The sequence below is a fragment of the Enterobacter sp. Li2LvB3 genome (assembly GCF_056156645.1).
The window spans coordinates 133,681-150,572 of the sequence record NZ_JBSICG010000004.1 but is presented as its reverse complement, the minus strand read 5'-3'; the positions used below and the strand labels follow the sequence as shown (position 1 = coordinate 150,572).

Annotated in this window: 22 protein-coding genes; 10 read left to right on the top strand and 12 right to left on the bottom strand. The window is 54.9% G+C overall.

Annotated features, from left to right (window positions below):
• Position 1 precedes the first annotated feature (1 nt).
• On the bottom strand, positions 2-571 hold the full coding sequence (locus ACS603_RS05035; protein ID WP_474943875.1) for a TetR/AcrR family transcriptional regulator: 570 nt from the start codon (positions 569-571) through the stop codon (positions 2-4).
• Between the two features lie 187 nt (positions 572-758).
• On the opposite strand from ACS603_RS05035, the gene ACS603_RS05030 reads away from it, so the two are divergent.
• Positions 759-1,178: a GNAT family N-acetyltransferase gene (locus tag ACS603_RS05030; RefSeq protein ID WP_315687434.1), complete on the top strand. Its 420-nt coding sequence runs from the start codon at positions 759-761 to the stop codon at positions 1,176-1,178.
• On the opposite strand, the gene ACS603_RS05025 is transcribed toward ACS603_RS05030, so the two are convergent.
• Complete coding sequence (locus ACS603_RS05025) at positions 1,175-1,822, bottom strand: TetR/AcrR family transcriptional regulator (RefSeq protein WP_315687436.1); 648 nt, start codon at positions 1,820-1,822, stop codon at positions 1,175-1,177. The genes ACS603_RS05030 and ACS603_RS05025 overlap by 4 nt on opposite strands.
• A 93-nt stretch (positions 1,823-1,915) precedes the next feature.
• Between ACS603_RS05025 and ACS603_RS05020 the strand changes: the two genes are divergently transcribed.
• The 4 genes from ACS603_RS05020 to ACS603_RS05005 all read left to right on the top strand — a co-directional run bounded on the left by ACS603_RS05020 (position 1,916) and on the right by ACS603_RS05005 (position 6,276).
• Positions 1,916-3,403, top strand: a complete 1,488-nt coding sequence (locus ACS603_RS05020; RefSeq protein WP_474943874.1) for an MDR family MFS transporter — start codon at positions 1,916-1,918, stop codon at positions 3,401-3,403.
• Positions 3,404-3,591: 188 nt separating this feature from the next.
• Positions 3,592-4,392, top strand: a complete 801-nt coding sequence (gene nlpA, locus ACS603_RS05015) for a lipoprotein NlpA (RefSeq protein ID WP_474943873.1) — start codon at positions 3,592-3,594, stop codon at positions 4,390-4,392.
• Between the two features lie 124 nt (positions 4,393-4,516).
• Positions 4,517-5,296 carry an MBL fold metallo-hydrolase gene (locus tag ACS603_RS05010; protein ID WP_315687438.1) on the top strand — a complete coding sequence of 260 codons (780 nt, stop codon included), beginning with the start codon at positions 4,517-4,519 and terminating at the stop codon, positions 5,294-5,296.
• A 26-nt stretch (positions 5,297-5,322) separates the two neighbouring features.
• Positions 5,323-6,276: a GlxA family transcriptional regulator gene (locus ACS603_RS05005; protein ID WP_182063138.1), complete on the top strand. Its 954-nt coding sequence runs from the start codon at positions 5,323-5,325 to the stop codon at positions 6,274-6,276.
• Between the two features lie 28 nt (positions 6,277-6,304).
• Here the strand turns inward: ACS603_RS05005 and ACS603_RS05000 are convergent, their stop codons facing one another.
• Positions 6,305-7,393 (bottom strand): AAA family ATPase, encoded by a 1,089-nt coding sequence (locus tag ACS603_RS05000; protein ID WP_474943872.1) that lies wholly within the window; start codon positions 7,391-7,393, stop codon positions 6,305-6,307.
• Between the two features lie 54 nt (positions 7,394-7,447).
• Positions 7,448-8,413: a LysR family transcriptional regulator gene (locus ACS603_RS04995; RefSeq protein ID WP_182063139.1), complete on the bottom strand. Its 966-nt coding sequence runs from the start codon at positions 8,411-8,413 to the stop codon at positions 7,448-7,450.
• Between the two features lie 114 nt (positions 8,414-8,527).
• On the opposite strand from ACS603_RS04995, the gene ACS603_RS04990 reads away from it, so the two are divergent.
• Both ACS603_RS04990 and ACS603_RS04985 read left to right on the top strand, forming a co-directional pair.
• Positions 8,528-8,842, top strand: coding sequence for a DUF1330 domain-containing protein (locus tag ACS603_RS04990; RefSeq protein WP_474943871.1), 315 nt, complete (start codon positions 8,528-8,530; stop codon positions 8,840-8,842).
• A gap of 11 nt (positions 8,843-8,853) precedes the next feature.
• On the top strand, positions 8,854-9,381 hold the full coding sequence (locus tag ACS603_RS04985; protein WP_474943870.1) for an NAD(P)H-dependent oxidoreductase: 528 nt from the start codon (positions 8,854-8,856) through the stop codon (positions 9,379-9,381).
• A gap of 83 nt (positions 9,382-9,464) precedes the next feature.
• Here ACS603_RS04985 and ACS603_RS04980 read toward each other — a convergent pair whose 3' ends face one another.
• The 3 genes from ACS603_RS04980 to ACS603_RS04970 all read right to left on the bottom strand — a co-directional run bounded on the left by ACS603_RS04980 (position 9,465) and on the right by ACS603_RS04970 (position 11,761).
• The gene (locus ACS603_RS04980) at positions 9,465-10,424 is read right to left on the bottom strand and encodes a YbgA family protein (RefSeq protein ID WP_474943869.1); all 960 of its coding nucleotides are present in this window, start codon (positions 10,422-10,424) and stop codon (positions 9,465-9,467) included.
• 102 nt (positions 10,425-10,526) lie between these two features.
• A complete protein-coding gene (gene uraH, locus ACS603_RS04975) occupies positions 10,527-10,901 on the bottom strand; it encodes a hydroxyisourate hydrolase (protein WP_395675796.1) in 375 nt (124 codons plus the stop codon).
• Between the two features lie 134 nt (positions 10,902-11,035).
• Complete coding sequence (locus ACS603_RS04970; protein ID WP_315687444.1) at positions 11,036-11,761, bottom strand: MerR family transcriptional regulator; 726 nt, start codon at positions 11,759-11,761, stop codon at positions 11,036-11,038.
• Between the two features lie 117 nt (positions 11,762-11,878).
• Between ACS603_RS04970 and ACS603_RS04965 the strand changes: the two genes are divergently transcribed.
• The gene (locus ACS603_RS04965; protein ID WP_182063145.1) at positions 11,879-12,403 is read left to right on the top strand and encodes a lipocalin family protein; all 525 of its coding nucleotides are present in this window, start codon (positions 11,879-11,881) and stop codon (positions 12,401-12,403) included.
• 77 nt (positions 12,404-12,480) lie between these two features.
• Positions 12,481-13,479, top strand: a complete 999-nt coding sequence (locus ACS603_RS04960) for a class I SAM-dependent methyltransferase (protein ID WP_474943868.1) — start codon at positions 12,481-12,483, stop codon at positions 13,477-13,479.
• A 78-nt stretch (positions 13,480-13,557) separates the two neighbouring features.
• Here ACS603_RS04960 and ACS603_RS04955 read toward each other — a convergent pair whose 3' ends face one another.
• Positions 13,558-13,680 carry a hypothetical protein gene (locus ACS603_RS04955; RefSeq protein WP_474943867.1) on the bottom strand — a complete coding sequence of 41 codons (123 nt, stop codon included), beginning with the start codon at positions 13,678-13,680 and terminating at the stop codon, positions 13,558-13,560.
• Between the two features lie 334 nt (positions 13,681-14,014).
• Between ACS603_RS04955 and ACS603_RS04950 the strand changes: the two genes are divergently transcribed.
• On the top strand, positions 14,015-14,449 hold the full coding sequence (locus tag ACS603_RS04950; RefSeq protein WP_474943866.1) for an acetyltransferase: 435 nt from the start codon (positions 14,015-14,017) through the stop codon (positions 14,447-14,449).
• A gap of 83 nt (positions 14,450-14,532) precedes the next feature.
• Here ACS603_RS04950 and ACS603_RS04945 read toward each other — a convergent pair whose 3' ends face one another.
• From ACS603_RS04945 to ACS603_RS04930, 4 genes are all read right to left on the bottom strand, one after another.
• Positions 14,533-14,832 carry a helix-turn-helix domain-containing protein gene (locus ACS603_RS04945; protein WP_474943865.1) on the bottom strand — a complete coding sequence of 100 codons (300 nt, stop codon included), beginning with the start codon at positions 14,830-14,832 and terminating at the stop codon, positions 14,533-14,535.
• Positions 14,829-15,179: a type II toxin-antitoxin system RelE/ParE family toxin gene (locus ACS603_RS04940; RefSeq protein ID WP_474943864.1), complete on the bottom strand. Its 351-nt coding sequence runs from the start codon at positions 15,177-15,179 to the stop codon at positions 14,829-14,831. The genes ACS603_RS04945 and ACS603_RS04940 overlap by 4 nt, the downstream gene beginning before the upstream one ends.
• Before the next feature lie 215 nt (positions 15,180-15,394).
• On the bottom strand, positions 15,395-16,432 hold the full coding sequence (locus ACS603_RS04935; RefSeq protein ID WP_474943863.1) for a virulence RhuM family protein: 1,038 nt from the start codon (positions 16,430-16,432) through the stop codon (positions 15,395-15,397).
• A 59-nt stretch (positions 16,433-16,491) separates the two neighbouring features.
• Positions 16,492-16,833, bottom strand: coding sequence for a SymE family type I addiction module toxin (locus ACS603_RS04930; RefSeq protein ID WP_474943862.1), 342 nt, complete (start codon positions 16,831-16,833; stop codon positions 16,492-16,494).
• Positions 16,834-16,892 lie beyond the last annotated feature (59 nt).

The following is a 16,892-nucleotide window of genomic DNA, read 5'->3' as shown; positions in this document are numbered from 1 at the left end:
ACTACTTCGCAGTGAAAAGCATATTTAAAACATCCTGATAAATGGGCCGTAACTGTTCTGATGGTACCTTTAAGGGTGTTAACCGACGGTATATGGTGCCCTCGATCATCACGGCGGTAATCTCCACGCAGCAGCGGATATGCTCATCGCTGAGGTGGGGGAACTGCTTTTTCAGGTGTGTGCAGGCGTTGGCAAACATGCGGGCTTCGGCCTCGATAAGCATGGTCGCCACCTGCGGGTTGCGTGTTGCTTCGGCGGACATTTCGAGCATCAGCGCATCGTCATCTTCGTTAAGCGTCAGACGTGAGGCCAGGGCTTCCGGCATTCCTTCTACCAGCGTTTTGCCTTCCATCTCTTCGATGCGCGAGTCGATAATCCGGCGGATCATCTCTTCGATAATGGCATCTTTGTTACTGAAATAACGATAGATTTGCCCGACGCTGAGCTTCGCCTCGCTGGCGATTTGCGACATGCTGGCAGCGTGAAATCCGCTGACGCGAAAACAGCGTCGTGCCGCAGTGAGGATCTCGTCCTGGCGTAATTTTTGGCGTTCTGCAAGCGTTGGGCTCATCGTTGGTTACCGTGCAAAAGTGAGAGTGATCGTTCTCATTATATGTTTTAAGAGCGTATTGGAAAGAGTTTTTTTTATTTACATTTTGAATGAATATTTCCAGATAAAAAGAATGAAGGAATTAAGGAGTTTCTGTGAAGGAAAGGCTGTGAGATATTAAGAATGCACAGAAAATAAGGAGAACAATATGCACCTGAGCACGACTGATAATGTCACACAGCAAGAGAAAGACGAGTTATTAACGGGATTGAGAGCCTACAACGGGCAATTTTTGGATCTGATGACCTTTAGCGGTGATATTGGCGTTTATGTGCGAGACGATAAAGGCGTAATGTTGGGTGGGTTAATCGGTGTGCGTAAAGGCGACTGGTTAAACATCGACTTTCTGTGGGTCAGCGATAGCGTGCGGGGTTCCGGCGTAGGCAGCCAGATTATCAAAACGGCAGAAGATGAAGCCCGACGCAAAGGCTGCAAGCACGCGCTGGTGGATACAGCCAGCTTCCAGGCGCGCCCGTTCTATGAAAAGCTGGGGTATCGGCTACAGATGTCCCTGCCGGACTACCCGTATCCGGGAATGCAGCGGCACTACCTGACCAAATCTCTCTAACCGCCTATCCCATGGCCAATCACCGCTAAGGCATGGCGCACAATGATGTCCGGCGAGAGGGTTTTCAGCCTCTCGTCATTGCGCATCCGCGAGAAGGGCACAAGCACCAGGCTCAGCAGCGTGGTGAATAACAGCTCCGGCGCAAGCTCACGATTCAGTTTTCCTTCCTGCTGCCAGCGTGTGATGGCGGTAAGCGTTGCCTGATATTTCTCATCGCCAAACCGCGCGTGCAGGTGCGTGCGCAGAACCGGCATCTCGCCAATCACTTCCTGCATCCACAGCGGCGCAAACCAGTGGTGTTGCCCGGCCAAATCTGCCAGAGCCTGCACCATCTGCGTCAGGGCTTTCACCGGGGAGTCCGGGTATTCGGCAAAAACAGCGCCGATCTTGCTGCGTAATGGCAGGAAACGTTCCTCAATCATTGCATCGAGCAGCTGTTCCCGGGAGTTAAAGTAGTAGTGCAGCATCGCAGGCGTCACGCCCGCTTCTTTCGCAATCGCGTTCAGCGACGTATTGGCAATCCCCTGGCGGGAAAAGAGATGCAGCGCGATATCCAGCAGCTGCTCGCGGCTGGCGGTAACACGTTTGCCACCGCGCGGGCGGCCAGGGCGGCGGGGTTCAGAATTGTCCTTTTGTGCTGACATGGTCACAGTATCTCTTGATCTTATTCATCACTTACACAAATATTAATTATCCAATTAATTAATTTCAAGTGATGTCTTATGGAGTCCGACGTAATGGCTCAAACTGCGCAAAAAGCGCCGTCGATTAAGCTGCTGTTCAGCGCACTGCTGCTGGTGATGCTGCTCTCTGCGCTGGATCAGACGATTGTCTCCACGGCGCTGCCGACCATTGTTGGCGAGCTGGGCGGGCTGGATAAACTCTCCTGGGTGGTCACGGCCTACATTCTCAGCTCCACCATCGTGGTGCCGCTGTACGGCAAATTTGGCGATTTGTTTGGCCGGAAAATCGTCCTGCAAATTGCGATTGTGCTGTTCCTGGCGGGCTCCGCGCTGTGCGGGCTGGCGCAAAACATGACCCAGCTGGTGCTGATGCGTGCCCTGCAAGGGCTGGGTGGCGGCGGGCTGATGGTGATTAGCATGGCCGCCGTAGCGGACGTTATTCCGCCTGCCGAGCGTGGACGTTATCAGGGACTGTTTGGCGGCGTGTACGGCCTGGCAACGGTTATTGGGCCGCTGATTGGCGGTTTTATCGTGCAGCACGCCTCCTGGCGCTGGATTTTTTACATCAACCTGCCGCTGGGACTGTTTGCCCTGCTGGTGATTGGCGCGGTGTTTCATGGCAGTGCCCGGCGCAGCAAGCACGAGATTGACTACCTGGGGGCGATTTACCTCAGTATGGCGCTACTGTGCATCATTCTGTTCACTACTGAAGGCGGGACCATCCGCCAGTGGAACGACCCGCAGCTGTGGTGCATTCTGGCTTTTGGCCTGACGGGGATCATCGGGTTTATTTACGAGGAACGCCTGGCCTGGGAGCCGATTATCCCGCTGTCGCTGTTCCGCGACCGCAGCTTTCTGCTGTGTAGTCTGATTGGTTTTATCATCGGGATGTCGCTGTTTGGCTCGGTGACCTTCCTGCCGCTCTATTTGCAGGTGGTGAAAGACGCCACGCCAACGCAGGCCGGTTTGCAGCTGATCCCGTTGATGGGCGGATTGCTGCTGACCTCGATTATCAGCGGGCGGATAATCAGCCATACCGGGAAGTACCGCCTGTTTCCGATCCTCGGCACGCTGCTGGGTGTGGTCGGGATGGTGTTGCTGACGCGCATTTCGATTCACTCCCCGACCTGGCAGCTGTACCTGTTCACCGGCGTGCTGGGAATGGGGCTTGGGCTGGTGATGCAGGTGCTGGTGCTGGCGGTGCAAAACAGCGTGTCGGCAGATCAGTACGGTGTGGCGACCTCCGGTGTGACGCTGTTTCGTTCCATCGGGGGGGCGATTGGCGTCGCGCTGTTTGGCGCGGTGTTCACGCACATGCTGCAATCCGGCCTGATGGACCGTTTGCCGGAAGGGGCTAACTTGCCGCGCGCGCTGGATCCGACCGCTATTCATCATCTGCCTGAGACCCTGAGGCTGGATTATCTGGATGCGTTCGGCTCGGCTATCCACGCCGTGTTCCTGCTGGCTGCGAGCATTATGGTGTTGGCGTTTGTGCTGTCGTGGTTTTTACGTGAAGCGCCGCTGCGCAAAAGGTATGAGTGATTTCCTTCGCCCGGTCGCGCTACGCTTACCGGGCCTACAACTACCACTCACGGAGTCCGGGTAAGCGCAGCGCCACCCGGAAAAAAATTGTATATAACTTATCCTTCTTATTGATTCCTTTTCGGTTTTTAGCACGCCGCTTCGTTGTCGATATAGTCATCAAAACGTTTATCAAAAGGAACTGTCTGGTGAAATTTCGATTGGGTGCTCTGGTTCTCGCGGGCCTGCTGCTGGCGGGTTGCGATCAAGGTGGCAGCGATGCCAAACACATTAAAGTCGGCGTGATTAACGGCGCGGAGCAGGATGTGGCGGAAGTCGCCAAAAAGGTCGCAAAAGAGAAATATGGCCTGGATGTCGAGCTGGTGGGCTTTAGCGGATCGCTGCTGCCAAACGATGCCACTAACCACGGTGAACTGGACGCCAACGTCTTCCAGCACCGACCGTTCCTGGCGGAAGATAACAAGGCGCACGGCTACAAGCTGGTGGCGGTTGCCAATACCTTCGTCTTCCCGATCGCCGGTTATTCCCGCAAGATAAAATCTGTGTCTGACCTGAAGGATGGCGCGACCATTGCCATTCCGAACGACCCGACCAACCTTGGCCGCGCGCTGTTGCTGCTGCAAAAAGAGAAGCTGATTACCCTCAAGCCTGACGTTGGCCTGCTGCCGACGGCGCTGGATATCACCGCAAATCCCAAAAACCTGAAAATCATGGAGCTGGAAGGGGCGCAACTGCCACGCGTGCTGGATGACCCGAAAGTCGATGTCGCCATTATCAGCACCACCTATCTCCAGCAAACCGGGCTGTCGCCTGTGCATGACGGGGTCTTTATCGAAGACAAAAATTCGCCGTACGTGAACATTGTGGTGACGCGTGAAGACAACAAAGACGCAGAGAACGTGAAAGAGTTTATTCAGTCGTATCAGTCACCTGAGGTGGCGAAAGCGGCAGAGACTATCTTTAACGGCGGCGCGGTACCTGGCTGGTAAGCACTCTGGCGGGGAAACCCGCCTTTTCATATTGACCCGATTCCATCGATCATCGCCCTTTAGCCCACATCACAAAACGGCTCATCTGGCTATTCTCCTTATCACACCAACCGGAGGATAACCCATGAACATCACCCAAATTCGCAATGCCACCCAGCTGATTACCTACGCCGGAAAACGTTTTTTAATTGACCCGATGCTGGCACCAAAAGGCGCGTATCCCGGCTTTCCTGGCACGGCGCGCGCAGACATTCGCAACCCGATGGTCGAACTGCCCGTTGACGTAAAAACGCTGCTGGATGCCGATGCGGTGATTGTCACCCATACCCATGACGATCACTGGGATCAAACGGCCATTGAGCTTATCGCCAAAGACAAGCCTGTCTACGTGCAAAACGACAGCGATGCCGCGCTGCTGCGCAGCCAGGGATTCACTCACCTGACGGTGATGACCGAAGAGACGACCTTTGGCGATATCCGCATTGCGAAAACCCACGGCGGCCAGCACGGTACCGACCGCGCTTACGCTGTGCCGGAGCTGGCAGAACGTCTGGGCGAAGCCTGCGGCGTGGTCTTCCGCCATTCTGACGAGAAGACGCTATACATCGCAGGCGATACCATCTGGCGTGAAGAAGTGGCGGCCGAACTGCAAAAACACCAGCCGGATGTGGTAGTACTGAATGCCGGTTATGCGCATGTGCTTGGTTTCGGGCCGATTATCATGGGCGAGCAGGATGTGCTGAACGTCCATTTCCTGCTGCCGCAGGCGCAGATTGTGGCGACCCATATGGAGGCGATCAATCATTGCCTGTTAACCCGTCGCGCCCTGCGCGAGTACGCCGAAGCCAACCAGTTCAGTGATGCGCTGAGCATTCCCCAGGACGGCGAAAGCGTTATATTCTGAACACCACAAAGGGAAAGGAGAGACTGATGCCGCCAGTAAACGTCGCGATTGTCGCGGTGGATGGGTTTAGCCCGTTCCACTACTCCGTTCCCTGCATTCTGTTTGGCGATACGGTATCGGGTGAAAAGCGCTTTAACGTCACGATCTGCGCCGAAAAGCCGGGATTGCTGACCTCCAGAGACGGCTTTGCACTGAATGCCTCGCAGGATTATTCCGCGATTGCGCAGGCCGATATCGTGGTAGTGCCTTACTGGCAGCACGTTCTGGAGCGCCCGCCGCAGGTATTGCTCGAAAGCCTGGTCCAGGCCAGGGACAACGGCGCGGAGATCGTCGGCCTGTGTCTGGGCTCGTTTGTGCTGGGCTATGCGGGCATTCTCGACGGCAAACGCGCGGCAACCCACTGGGAGTTTGAGCACCAGTTTGCGTCACAGTTCCCCGACGTGAAGCTGGATATCAACGCGCTCTATGTTGATGACGACAACATCATCACGTCCGCGGGCACCGCCGCCGCACTGGATTGCTGTTTGTATATCATCCGCCAGCGCTTTGGCAGCGTGGTGGCTAACCAGATTGCCCGGCGGATGATTGTACCGCCGCACCGTGAAGGCGGGCAGGCGCAGTTTATTGCCCAGCCGGTGCCAAAAGATACCCGCGATGCGCAGATTAACTGCCTGATTGATTATCTCCAGCAGCATATTACCGAGCCGCATAATCTGGACTCTCTGGCGGAGGTTGTTTCCATGAGCCGCCGTACCCTGACCCGCCATTTTGTTAAGGCCACGGGCATGAGCGTTGCCGACTGGCTGACCGCCGAGCGCCTGCGACGCAGCCAGATCCTCCTTGAAGCCGGAAATCTGCCGATCGAAAGCGTGGCCGGGCAGGTGGGATTTGTGTCGGCGGTGACGTATCGCCAGCAGTTTAAGGCGCGTTTTGGGGTCAGCCCGGCGGAATGGCGCAAGACCTTTCGGACTCATTCGTAGGCCGGGTAAGCGCAGCGCCACCCGGCGTTTATCCCAGCCTCTCCATCCTCGTTTCCCCCTCTACCATCGACAGCTGATACAGCGAAAACGAACGGTGTTTTTCAATCAGCTTTGCCAGCTCTGGTGAGTGGCTGGTGAGCCAGATCTGTGAGTAGCGGCTGGCCTCGGCAATCAGGCTCGCCAGCGCGGGCAGCATCTGCGGATGCAGGCTGTTTTCCGGCTCGTTGAGGGCGATAAAGGCCGGTGGGCGCGGGCTTAACAACGCCACCGCCAGACACAGGAAACGCAGCGTGCCATCGGAGAACTCAGCTGGCTCCAGCGGTCGGCTTAACCCCTCGCGCTGCATCATCATCCGAAAACGTCCGCCAGAATTGTCGCTGTAAAACACGCAGCCGGGGAACGCCTGATCGAGGATGCGCATCAGCAGCAGCTCGTCGCCAATTTCGATAATTGTCTGAAACGCCGCAGCCAGGTTGGAACCGTTGCTGGCCAGCACCGGCGAGCGGAAGCCAACCTGCGGGGCGCGGATCGCCGAGCCGGATGAGACAGAAAACTCGTGATAAAAACGCCAGTTCCGCAGGGATTCACGCATCTGCGACACTTCCGGGTAGAGATGCGGTTCGCCGAGCTGCCCGAACACCGATTCGTTCTCATACAGCGTGCCGCTGTGGGTCACTTTTTCGTGATGCACGTTATTCAGAAACACGGCCTGGTTTTTGCGCTTCATCAGCTGTGACGAGGGGCGACGATGCTGGCCGCTCAGCCAGATGGACTCCTCTTTGATCACCGGGTCGAGCTGAAACTGCGACGGATAGGGCAGCTTTTCGACAAAACCCACCTGCAGTTCGTATTCGTAGGTTTCGGTTTCCACCGCCAGGTTCATGCGCCGCAGCTGGTCGCTGCGCGTTTTGCCTGCCCAGAACACCTTCAAAATCCCGCCCTCATTCGCCAGCGCCTGAGAAAACTGCCCCTGCGCCGCGCTGTGCATCAGGTAAATCGCCTTATAGATATTCGATTTCCCGGTGCCGTTTGGGCCGAAGACGATGTTGAGCTGTTCCAGCTTCAGCGACATGTCGCGGATTGAACGGTAATTCTGAATGTGCAGGGTGTTAATCATCAGCGAGGGCCTGTTTTTTGAAAAAAAAGTCATCGTCTTTGTTATTCATATCATTTAAACCACTAAAACGGCGGCGTAATCCGCCAGCCTTTCAGGTGGGAAATGCAGCGATGCATCCTGGCGAAAAGCATCCAGCAGATACTCCACCGTGGCTTTCACGCGCGGCGCGACCAGCGCACGGTGGGGATACTGGATAACCATCTCGTAATTACCTGGGTCGTGCTGACCGACCAGCACGGCTTTTAGCGCCCCGGCCTGCAAATGCGCCAGCGCGTGATGCACACCCACCTGAGCAATACCCAACCCCAGCAGTGCCGCTTGTGTCTGGGCTTCCGGTGCGGAGAGTGTCACTGCCGCGGCGTCTGGCTCAAGCGTGGTCAGGCTGCCATCGCTTCCCCTGAACCCCCATGGCGAGACACGTCCCCCTAAAAAACGCCTGGCGATAAGATGATGATGCGCCAGGTCAGCAGGTGTTTTGGGTACGCCGCAACGCGCCAGATACTCAGGCGAGGCAACCAGCGCGGTTTTGAGCTGGCAGACGGGCCGCGAAATCAGCGACGAATCGACAATGCGCCCGCCGCGAATGGTCAGGTCGTAGCCGTCGGCAATCAGGTCTGTCACCCGGTCGTCAAAATCCACTTCGACTGAGATACCCGGATAACGTGCCCGCAGCCCCGGCAGCACCGGGAGCAACTGCTCGCGCCCGAAGGCGGCGCTGGTGGAAATGCGTACGTGACCGCGGGTTTCCATTTTGCGAGCCACCACGGCATCCATCGCCGTATCCAGCGCGCCGATAGCAATCCGTGCCTGTTGCAAAAAGGCGGTTCCCTCTTCGGTCAGGCTCAGCGTGCGCGTGGTGCGGTTCATCAGCCTGACGCCCAGCGCCTGTTCCAGCCCGGCGATGTTTTTACTGACCGCGGCAGGGCTGATCCCCTGGCTGCGTGCGGCGGCGGCAAAGCTGCCCGCACTGGCGGCTTCTACGAATGAGACAATCGCGCGAACTCGCTGTGATAACTCCATGTTTCACTCCCGTATTCACAACCTGAAGTTGATTATCTATTAACCATAACCCTAATTCTCGTTACGAGTAAACGGGCACATACTCTTGCCATCAACCCACAGTGAGGAACTTGTATGAACGTGTCCGAGCCTGCTTATTTCATTTTTGATGTGGTTATTCATGACCCTGCGGCGATGCAGCCGTACCGGGAAAAAGTCGAGGCCAGCTATAAAGCCTTTGGCGGTAAACGCCTGGTGATGGGAGGCCGGTGCGACACCGTGGAAGGCAACGGCCCGCAGGGGATTCTGGTGATGTTGCAGTTCGACAGCGCGGAACAGGCGCACGCCTGGCACGATTCCCCTGCGTATCAGGAGATCATTCACTACCGACACGCCGCCGCCAGCACCAACGCCTGGCTGGTAAAAGGCGTAATGCCGGAACAACAATAAAGGAGACACCCATGAAAACCTTAGTGATTGTATCCCATCCTTATGCGTCTCAGTCTCGTATTATCAAGGCCTTACAGCAGACGGCAGAGGGTGTAGATAACGTCATCGTCCGCAATCTGGAAGCGATGTACGGCAACGACGTGAACGCCATTAATGTGGCGGCAGAACAGGCGGCATATGACGGCGTTGACCGCGTGGTGTTTATCTACCCGACTCACTGGTTCAACCTGACGCCAATGCTGAAAGGCTATCTGAATGAAGTATGGCAGTACGGCTGGGCGTTTGGTGCAGGTGGCGAAGCCCTGAAAGGGAAAAGCCTGATGGTGGTCACCTCCGCAGGAGCCAGTCCGTTTACGTACTCCCACGAAGGGCTGATCCAAAGTTCGATGGATGAAGTGCTCAGCCCAATGAAAGCCAGCGCGCTGTATGTGGGCATGAACTGGCTGCCACCGCTGGCGTTTTATGAAGTGGCAGCGGCGAATCGCGACAAGTTACCGCAGTTCCGCGAGGCGCTGGCTCAGGCGCTGTGCGCGGCGTAAAAAAAAGACGACAGTGAGGTGTCGTCTAAACGGGGTACTGCCTGAGGCCTCTTTCGTTCCATGGACCCTTTGCATACTTTCTTTCAGGTGATAGCCAGGCGCAGACCTAAATCGTCCGGGTAGGGATCAAAATAGTTTTGCGTCATCAGATACCGGTCAGGATATTCGGCCATGTAGTGTTTGAGCAGAGTCAGCGGCGCGAGGATAGGCAGCAGCCCATCGCGATAGTGCAGGATCACATCGCGCAGTTCGCCACGCTGGCGGCTGTTGAGCTGATTACGAAAATAACCCTGAATATGCATCAGCACGTTGGTGTGATTTTTCCGCGAAGCGGGTTTCTTCAGGATTGTCATCAGTTTATCGCGGTACGCCACAAAGAAGGCGTCCAGATCCTCCCACTCGTGCAGCGAAGCGACGAACGGGCCGATTTCGCGGTAACCCGCCTGATGGTGCGCCAGCAGCTGTAGTTTATAGCGGCTGTGGAAGTCCAGCAGCGCGCGGCGCGTCAGGCCGTTGGCACGCAGGGTGTTCAGCTCATGCAGGGCAAAAACGCGTTCGATAAAGTTTTCCCGCAGCACCGGGTCGTGCAAACGACCATCTTCCTCTACGGGCAGCCACGGCCGGGATTCAAGGAGGGCGGAGGTGAACAGCCCGACACCCTCCTTGCGGCCCCGGTTGCCGTTTTCATCATACAGCCGCACGCGCTCCATACCGCAGCTTGGCGATTTCGCACAACCGATAAATCCCGCCAGATCGTCGATTTTAGGCAGATAATCCGCCGTAAAGTCCGCCATTTTCTGCGTGAGGTTTTCGTGAGGCGGCTTGCTGAAACGCAGCTGTGTATCACCGCTTTCTGTCAGCGTTAAACGAATGGCAGGGCGCGGCGTAGGCAGGCCAATCGCCATTTCAGGGCAGACGGGCCTGAAACCGACCCACTGAGCCAGTTCATCCATCACAAAGCCCATACGCTTGTGTCCGCCGTCAAAGCGAACGGCGGAACCGGTCAAACATCCGCTAATACCCAGCACAGGTTTCGTTGTCATGGTGTGTATCTCCAGTTCATATCATTAAAACTTACACAACATGTCTAATTTGTCCAAGTATTAGCGGAATTGTTTTTTCTTTCCGTTTAAAATCAATGGTGATCAACTACCCTTGTAAGTCGAATATCCGTACTGGCTAAGCAGGAGCGGGATGTGCAACTTTTCGTTGGTGCGGGTCACGGTAAACAGCACCGGGATTTCCGGGAAGAACGTGTCCAGTTTCTTCGCGTGGAAGTAATCAGCCGTTTTGAACGTCACTTTGTAGACGCCTGGCTGCATATCCTGATCCTCCGGATAGAGGGATTTGATGCGTCCGTCATGGTCGGTTTTACCGCTGGCAAGCGGGGTCCATTTATCCTGCTGCTGCTTTTCCAGCGTGACGGTAACGCCCGGTGGCGGTGTGCCGGTTTGCTGGTCAAGAATGTGAACACTCAGCGTACCGACAGGGGCGCTAAACGCGGCGGGGGCGAAGGCCATGGTGGCCAGGATCAGCAGGGGGGTTGTCTTTTTCACGGTATTTCCTGTGGAGTTATCAGTCACAGGAAAACGTTAGCATCTGCGGCGCGGGAAAATATTCAACTTTTCGTGAAGTTTCCCGCAGAGGAAAATAATCAGAGGATAATGACGTCCAGCGATACCTGCTGCTGCCACTGTTCCACCTGTTTTTTCCGCGCCGCGGTGAGTTTGCCACGAGTCACCAGCAGCCATTTCCTGTCCGGAAAAATCTCCGGTGCCAGCATGGCAGGGGGGGTGGGCAAAACATCAATGCGGTGGCCCTGGCCGGTACGCGTTAAGGCTTCGAGCCAGATTTCACCCGGGTCGTTCAGGTGCCAGCCGGTCAACAGAAGGTTATCACCCGGCGCTTTTTTATCGCCCTCCAGGCAAAAGGAGGTATAGGCGATGATAATACCGTCGAAGATGTCGCGCAGGGTCATGGCCGCAGGGATGTTGGCCGACATTTGGCTTCGCACCGGACGCAGAACATTCGCTACCAGTTCAGGACGCGGATATTCGCGACCGGCGTCGTAAATCATCTGGCGCAGGGACTCGATTTTGCCCTCCTGCAGACGTTGAAGCATGTTTTGTTGCAACGTTTGCCAGTTGTTGGTACGACGCGGCACCGGGCGTTCCAGCAACGGTTTGACCTGGCCAATCGGAACGCCTTTTTTTACCCAGTCGAGGATTTTCAGCGCCTGTTGAACATCTTCTTCGCTGTAAAGGCGATGACCACCCTCCGTGCGCTCTGGCTTAAGCAGGCCGTAACGGCGCTGCCACGCCCGGAGCGTGGTGGCGGTGATGCCGCTGAGTCTGGCGAATTCGCCGATGGAGTAAGCCATGTCAGTGCCCGGAGAGGTAGAATAATCTCAATATACTACGAATTTTTGCTGACGGGATGAAGCACCTTCACGGTGCACTACACTTAACGTCCGATCGTGCAAATGAAAGGAATTCTCATGAGGATATGGCCTGTTGTGACCGGTGTCGCCATTGCCCTGAGTCTGGTGGCCTGTAAATCTCCCACGCCGCCGAAAGGCGTGCAGCCCATTACTGGCTTTGATGCCAGCCGCTATCTCGGCAAATGGTACGAAATTGCCCGCCTGGAAAACCGCTTTGAGCGCGGGCTTGTGCAGGTGACTGCAACCTATGGCGAGCGCGGAGACGGCGGTATTAGCGTACTTAACCGGGGTTACGATCCGGTGAAAAACGAGTGGAACGAGAGCGAGGGTAAAGCGTACTTTACCGGCGCGCCGACTACCGCCGCGCTGAAGGTGTCGTTCTTCGGCCCGTTCTACGGCGGCTATAACGTGATCGCGCTGGACGATGCGTACCAGTTTGCGCTGGTCAGCGGTCCGAATCGTGATTACCTGTGGATCCTGTCACGCACGCCAACCATTCCCGATGAAGTGAAACAGGAATACCTGAATACTGCACGTAGCCTGGGCTTCCGGGTTGACCAGCTGGTGTGGGTGAAGCAGTGAAGATCGTGCTTTCTTCGTAGGGTATTACTGGCCTGCCTGGATAGACTTCCGTTAAAAGCGCAACGGGGGACGATGAGATGAACTGGCAGCCTTTTCGCGGCAACGCGCCGGAAAATATGACCATTTTTAGCGCCTCATTTCCCGACGTCAGCGACCAGTGGCCGATGAAAGACGACACCATCCGCGAAATAAACGCTATCGACCAGGCACTGAAAGCGGATACCCGGCTCATGTCCCCGTTGCTGGATTACGAAGAAGGCGGGCTGCCGATTCTGGTGCCCCGGCACCGTTATTCTGAACAAGCCTACCGCAACCGCCCGGCGCTGGAAGCCTGGCGCACCCGGCTTGTCCCCACTGCGCTGGCGCTGTTTGTGCTGCAAAATCCGCTGGAGGAACGCCTTCCCGAAGGAACAAAAATGGACAGCGACAGCCGCCAGTGGTTTATCCACGCCAACGATGCCATCGGCATTCGCTCTCGCGCCAGGGTGTTGGGCGCACTGGTCGGAAAGTATATTCACAACAATATCGAAAGCGACTGGGTTAGCCTGGCGTGTGGCGCGGCGATTCCGGTGCTGGAGGCATTGCGCATCGCCAGACTGAATGGGCAAAACGTGCATCTTTCGCTGGTGGATAAAGACCCGGTTGCCCTGAGATGGGCGGAAACGATGGCGGCGCAGGATGGGCTGACCGTGGATGAACAGCTGACCCTGCTCAGGCGTGATCTGGTACATACCCTGGTGCGAAACGAAGATTTACTGCTGGAGCTGGGCGAGCATCAGGCAGACCTGGTGGATGCGCTGGGGATTTTCGAATATTTCAACGACACGGATGCGGCGGTTTTTTTGCAACGCGCACTGCGGCTGGTGAAGCCTGGCGGCGCGGTGATTGTGTCGAACATGCTGACCAGCAGCCCGCAAATCGACTTTGCCCTGCGCTGCATTGGCTGGGAACACATCTTCCCGCGTTCGTTGCAGCGGTTGCAGGATATTCACCTCGCGGCGGGTGTGTCGGTGGAAAATGTCACCGTGATTGTGCCGAAGGACGGGGTGTATGCGGTGATGGAGGTGCGGGCGTAGTTCAGCGGATCCCCTCTCCTTTTGGGAGAGGGTTAGGGTGAGGGGGAACATACGGCTGTGGTGGTTATTCCGTTCACTTTACGTTCCCTGCCACTCTGTCACCACATTACCGGTGAACGTGCCAGGGTAGCTCACCGCCGCTACCCTGGCGACCCGGGCTCCCGGCAAGAAAATCGCCGCTTCGCGGATTGTTCGCCCCATCCCTGGGGCTCACCCCTTCGGGGCCAGCGCAAGCGCTGTCCAAAATTGCTCCCGGCAATTTTGTCCTCAGCTTATTCCTTTCGGCTTATCGGGTCGGGTGCGATGCAGCGTCCCTGCAAGTCGCGCCCTCTCGGCGCATCCATGCGCCTCGCCCCGGCCTACAGGAAACGCTTCGGCGATTTTCGGCCGGACCATGGTGCCGCTGTAAGTCTTTTATTTTAAAGACGTCTTTAGTCGCTTCGTAAAGACAAAAAATTCTCCTTAAGAAAGAAGATTAAGAACTGGCCGCACAGATTGACTTGAAATACGGTGCTTGTCCGAACATCATCCCCCCATGAAAATAGAAAACGCAGTCCCCTCACAATTCGAACGTCTTGTCGCGATCTGGGAATCTTCCGTTCGTGCTACTCACCACTTTTTGCAGGAAAGCGATATTGCGACGCTGCGCCCGTTATTGCTTAACGCGTATTTACCCAACCTCCGGGTCGTGATTGCCCGCGATGAAACGGGAGTGATTCACGGCTTTTTAGGTGTTGATGAAAACCGCATTGAAATGTTATTTGTCGATGATGTAAGCCGTGGGAAAGGTGTCGGAAAATTACTGCTGAAATACGCCATTGAACATTTTGGCGCGAACGAAGTGGATGTTAACGAGCAAAACCCGCAGGGCGTCGCGTTTTATCGCCATATGGGGTTTGAGCAGGTTGGCCGCTCAGAGCTGGACGGGCAGGGGAATCCGTTTCCGCTGCTGCATATGCGGTTGGGGTGATAGGGATTACTCAAATTGCAGTTGTTCGGCAAAAGTGGACAACTGCAATGTCACTTATGGGAATTTAATCACTCTTTATTCGCTTAAATATCAAAAGCTATGTGCTTACCGTCCGGAAGCTCCACATCGATGCGGAGTTTGCCGCCCATGGCTTCAATGTAGCGCTTAAGCGTGGCAATTTTCAGTTCATTGCCTCGCTGCTCCAGCTGTGTGATTGCGGGCTGGCTGATCCCCATGATGCTGGCGACATGCTTTTGCGACAGCTTTAACTCTTCGCGAACCAGCTGTAGACCGGTTTCGAGGATTAATTCTTCAGCCATCCCTCTGATTCGCTGCTGGCTTTCGGGCGAACGGGATGCAATTGCTTCGTTTAAGGTTTTCATTTTGTAGCCTCCAGTGCTGCCAGATGGGTTGAGAACTCTTCATCTGCAATACGAATGAGTCTTTCATAAAAGTACTTTTTATTACTCTTATCACCCGCGCAAAGTACGATAGCCTGGCGTTCGGGATCAAAAGCAAAAAATGCACGAACCAGGCGGCCAGCATACTGAATACGTAACTCTTTCATATTCTTATACTGTGAACCTTTGACGGTATCGACGTAAGGGTGAGGAAGATGAGGTCCATAATTTTGCAGATTTAGCAGATCTGCGAAGATCTTTTCCTGTAATCCTTCATCCTGCTCGTCCAGCCATTGCTCAAATACCCTTCCCAACAGTACCTTCCACATGCGATCGTCCATGATAAGCTGTAGCTTATAAATAATACAATATAAGCTGTAGTTTATAAATGCAATGGCTGCCATTGGCAGCCAGGCTGTGAGTGGCAGGAGTATGACAAAGATGAGGTATTAACCGGATCGTGCAATTAAGAAATTGCGAGGCGCTTTCCAGCGTTTTTCTCATTCAGGATGATGAGAAAAGTCAGTATGACAGCGTGGCGTGACTACTTTTTCGGCCCTTTTTCCCACTGTAGCAAAGCGACAATATCCTTTTCTCCTTCGGCTTCTTTTAAGCGCCGTTGTTGCTCCGCAAATTGACTGTATTCGGCCTGCGCTTTTTCATTGGCTATTTTCTTACTGACTTTACCTGCGCCTTGCAGAACGTCCCGATCGTTAAATTGCAGGAACTGATCGAGTTTAGTTTGCCAGTCTCTTAAAAATACCTGCTGGCGGCGTCTGGCCTGATCTTCTGCAAAATCGAGCCACATATTCACAACGCGATTAAGCTCGCTGACTTCATCCTGGGACAGGTAGTTTTTTGCGGTAGTGACATCGCTTTTACCGACTTCTTCGCCTTTATAGCTGGTCAGCCCCATGTGAGGTTGGCTGGCATCGGCGCGTTGGTGAACCAACTCAGCAGCGGTGTGGCCGGTGCAGGCGAAATGCAGTTTATTCTGGATGGCCTGAAAGAATTGCGTAGTTTCTTTGAGTGACGGTTGATAGTCAGCAGCTAACGCGAAAATCTCCCTCACACGTAAATATACCCGGCGTTCGCTGGCCCGTATGTCGCGAATGCGTTCCAGCATTTCATCGAAATAGTCAGGTGCGGCTGATGATCCAACGGGCGGATTTTTAAGGCGTTCGTCGTCCATAACGAAGCCTTTAATCAGGTATTCTTGCAGCGTTTGGGTGGCCCATTGGCGGAACTGGATGCCGCGAGGCGAGCGAACGCGGTAGCCGACAGCGAGAATAACGGGCAGGCTATAGTGAAGTGTGTTGCGATTGACCTTTCGCTGGCCTTCTTGCTGAACTTGTAAGTAAGCCTTACAAGTTGCTTTTTGTTCAAGCTCACCATCTTCGTAAATTGCTTTAATATGCTGAGTAATGGCTTGAGGAGTGACCTGATAAAGAGACGCAATGGCTGCTTGCGATAGCCAGAGCGTTTCATGTTCAAAGCGACATGTGATGCGAACAGTTCCATCATCACTGGTAAACATAACAAACTCGCCTGCCGGAGATTGGATTACGTCTTTATCTGTCATGTCGCCTCCACATTCTTAACCCATAACGCTATAGGCTCGTAGTATGCCAGAAACAGCTGCTAAGCCTGGTGGTTTGTCACTGATTTTGCGAGCAGCTTTCCAGGAATATCAGACTGAATGCCTGCGAGGACATTTTCTATTTGAACGAGCTTTTCTTTCATCTGTTTGTAATCGTCCAGCAACTTTTGCTCGTTCTCGTTATATGCCATCAATACAATGCAGCCTTTCATGACTTTCACTGTGACCTGATGTCCGGTTTCAAACCCCGCAGCGCGCAGCCATTTGCCGGAAAGAATAATATTGGGGGTGGTTTTGTCGTGAACCTTCGGACGATATCCCACAATTAGCGAACGCTCGGTTCCGGTTTCGTCGGTGTCTGGGGTAGAATGCAAATCAGCCATAATCAACTCCTTGATAGTTGGTGAGGTTAGACGCCCTTTAGTGCTCCAACACTGCTGGG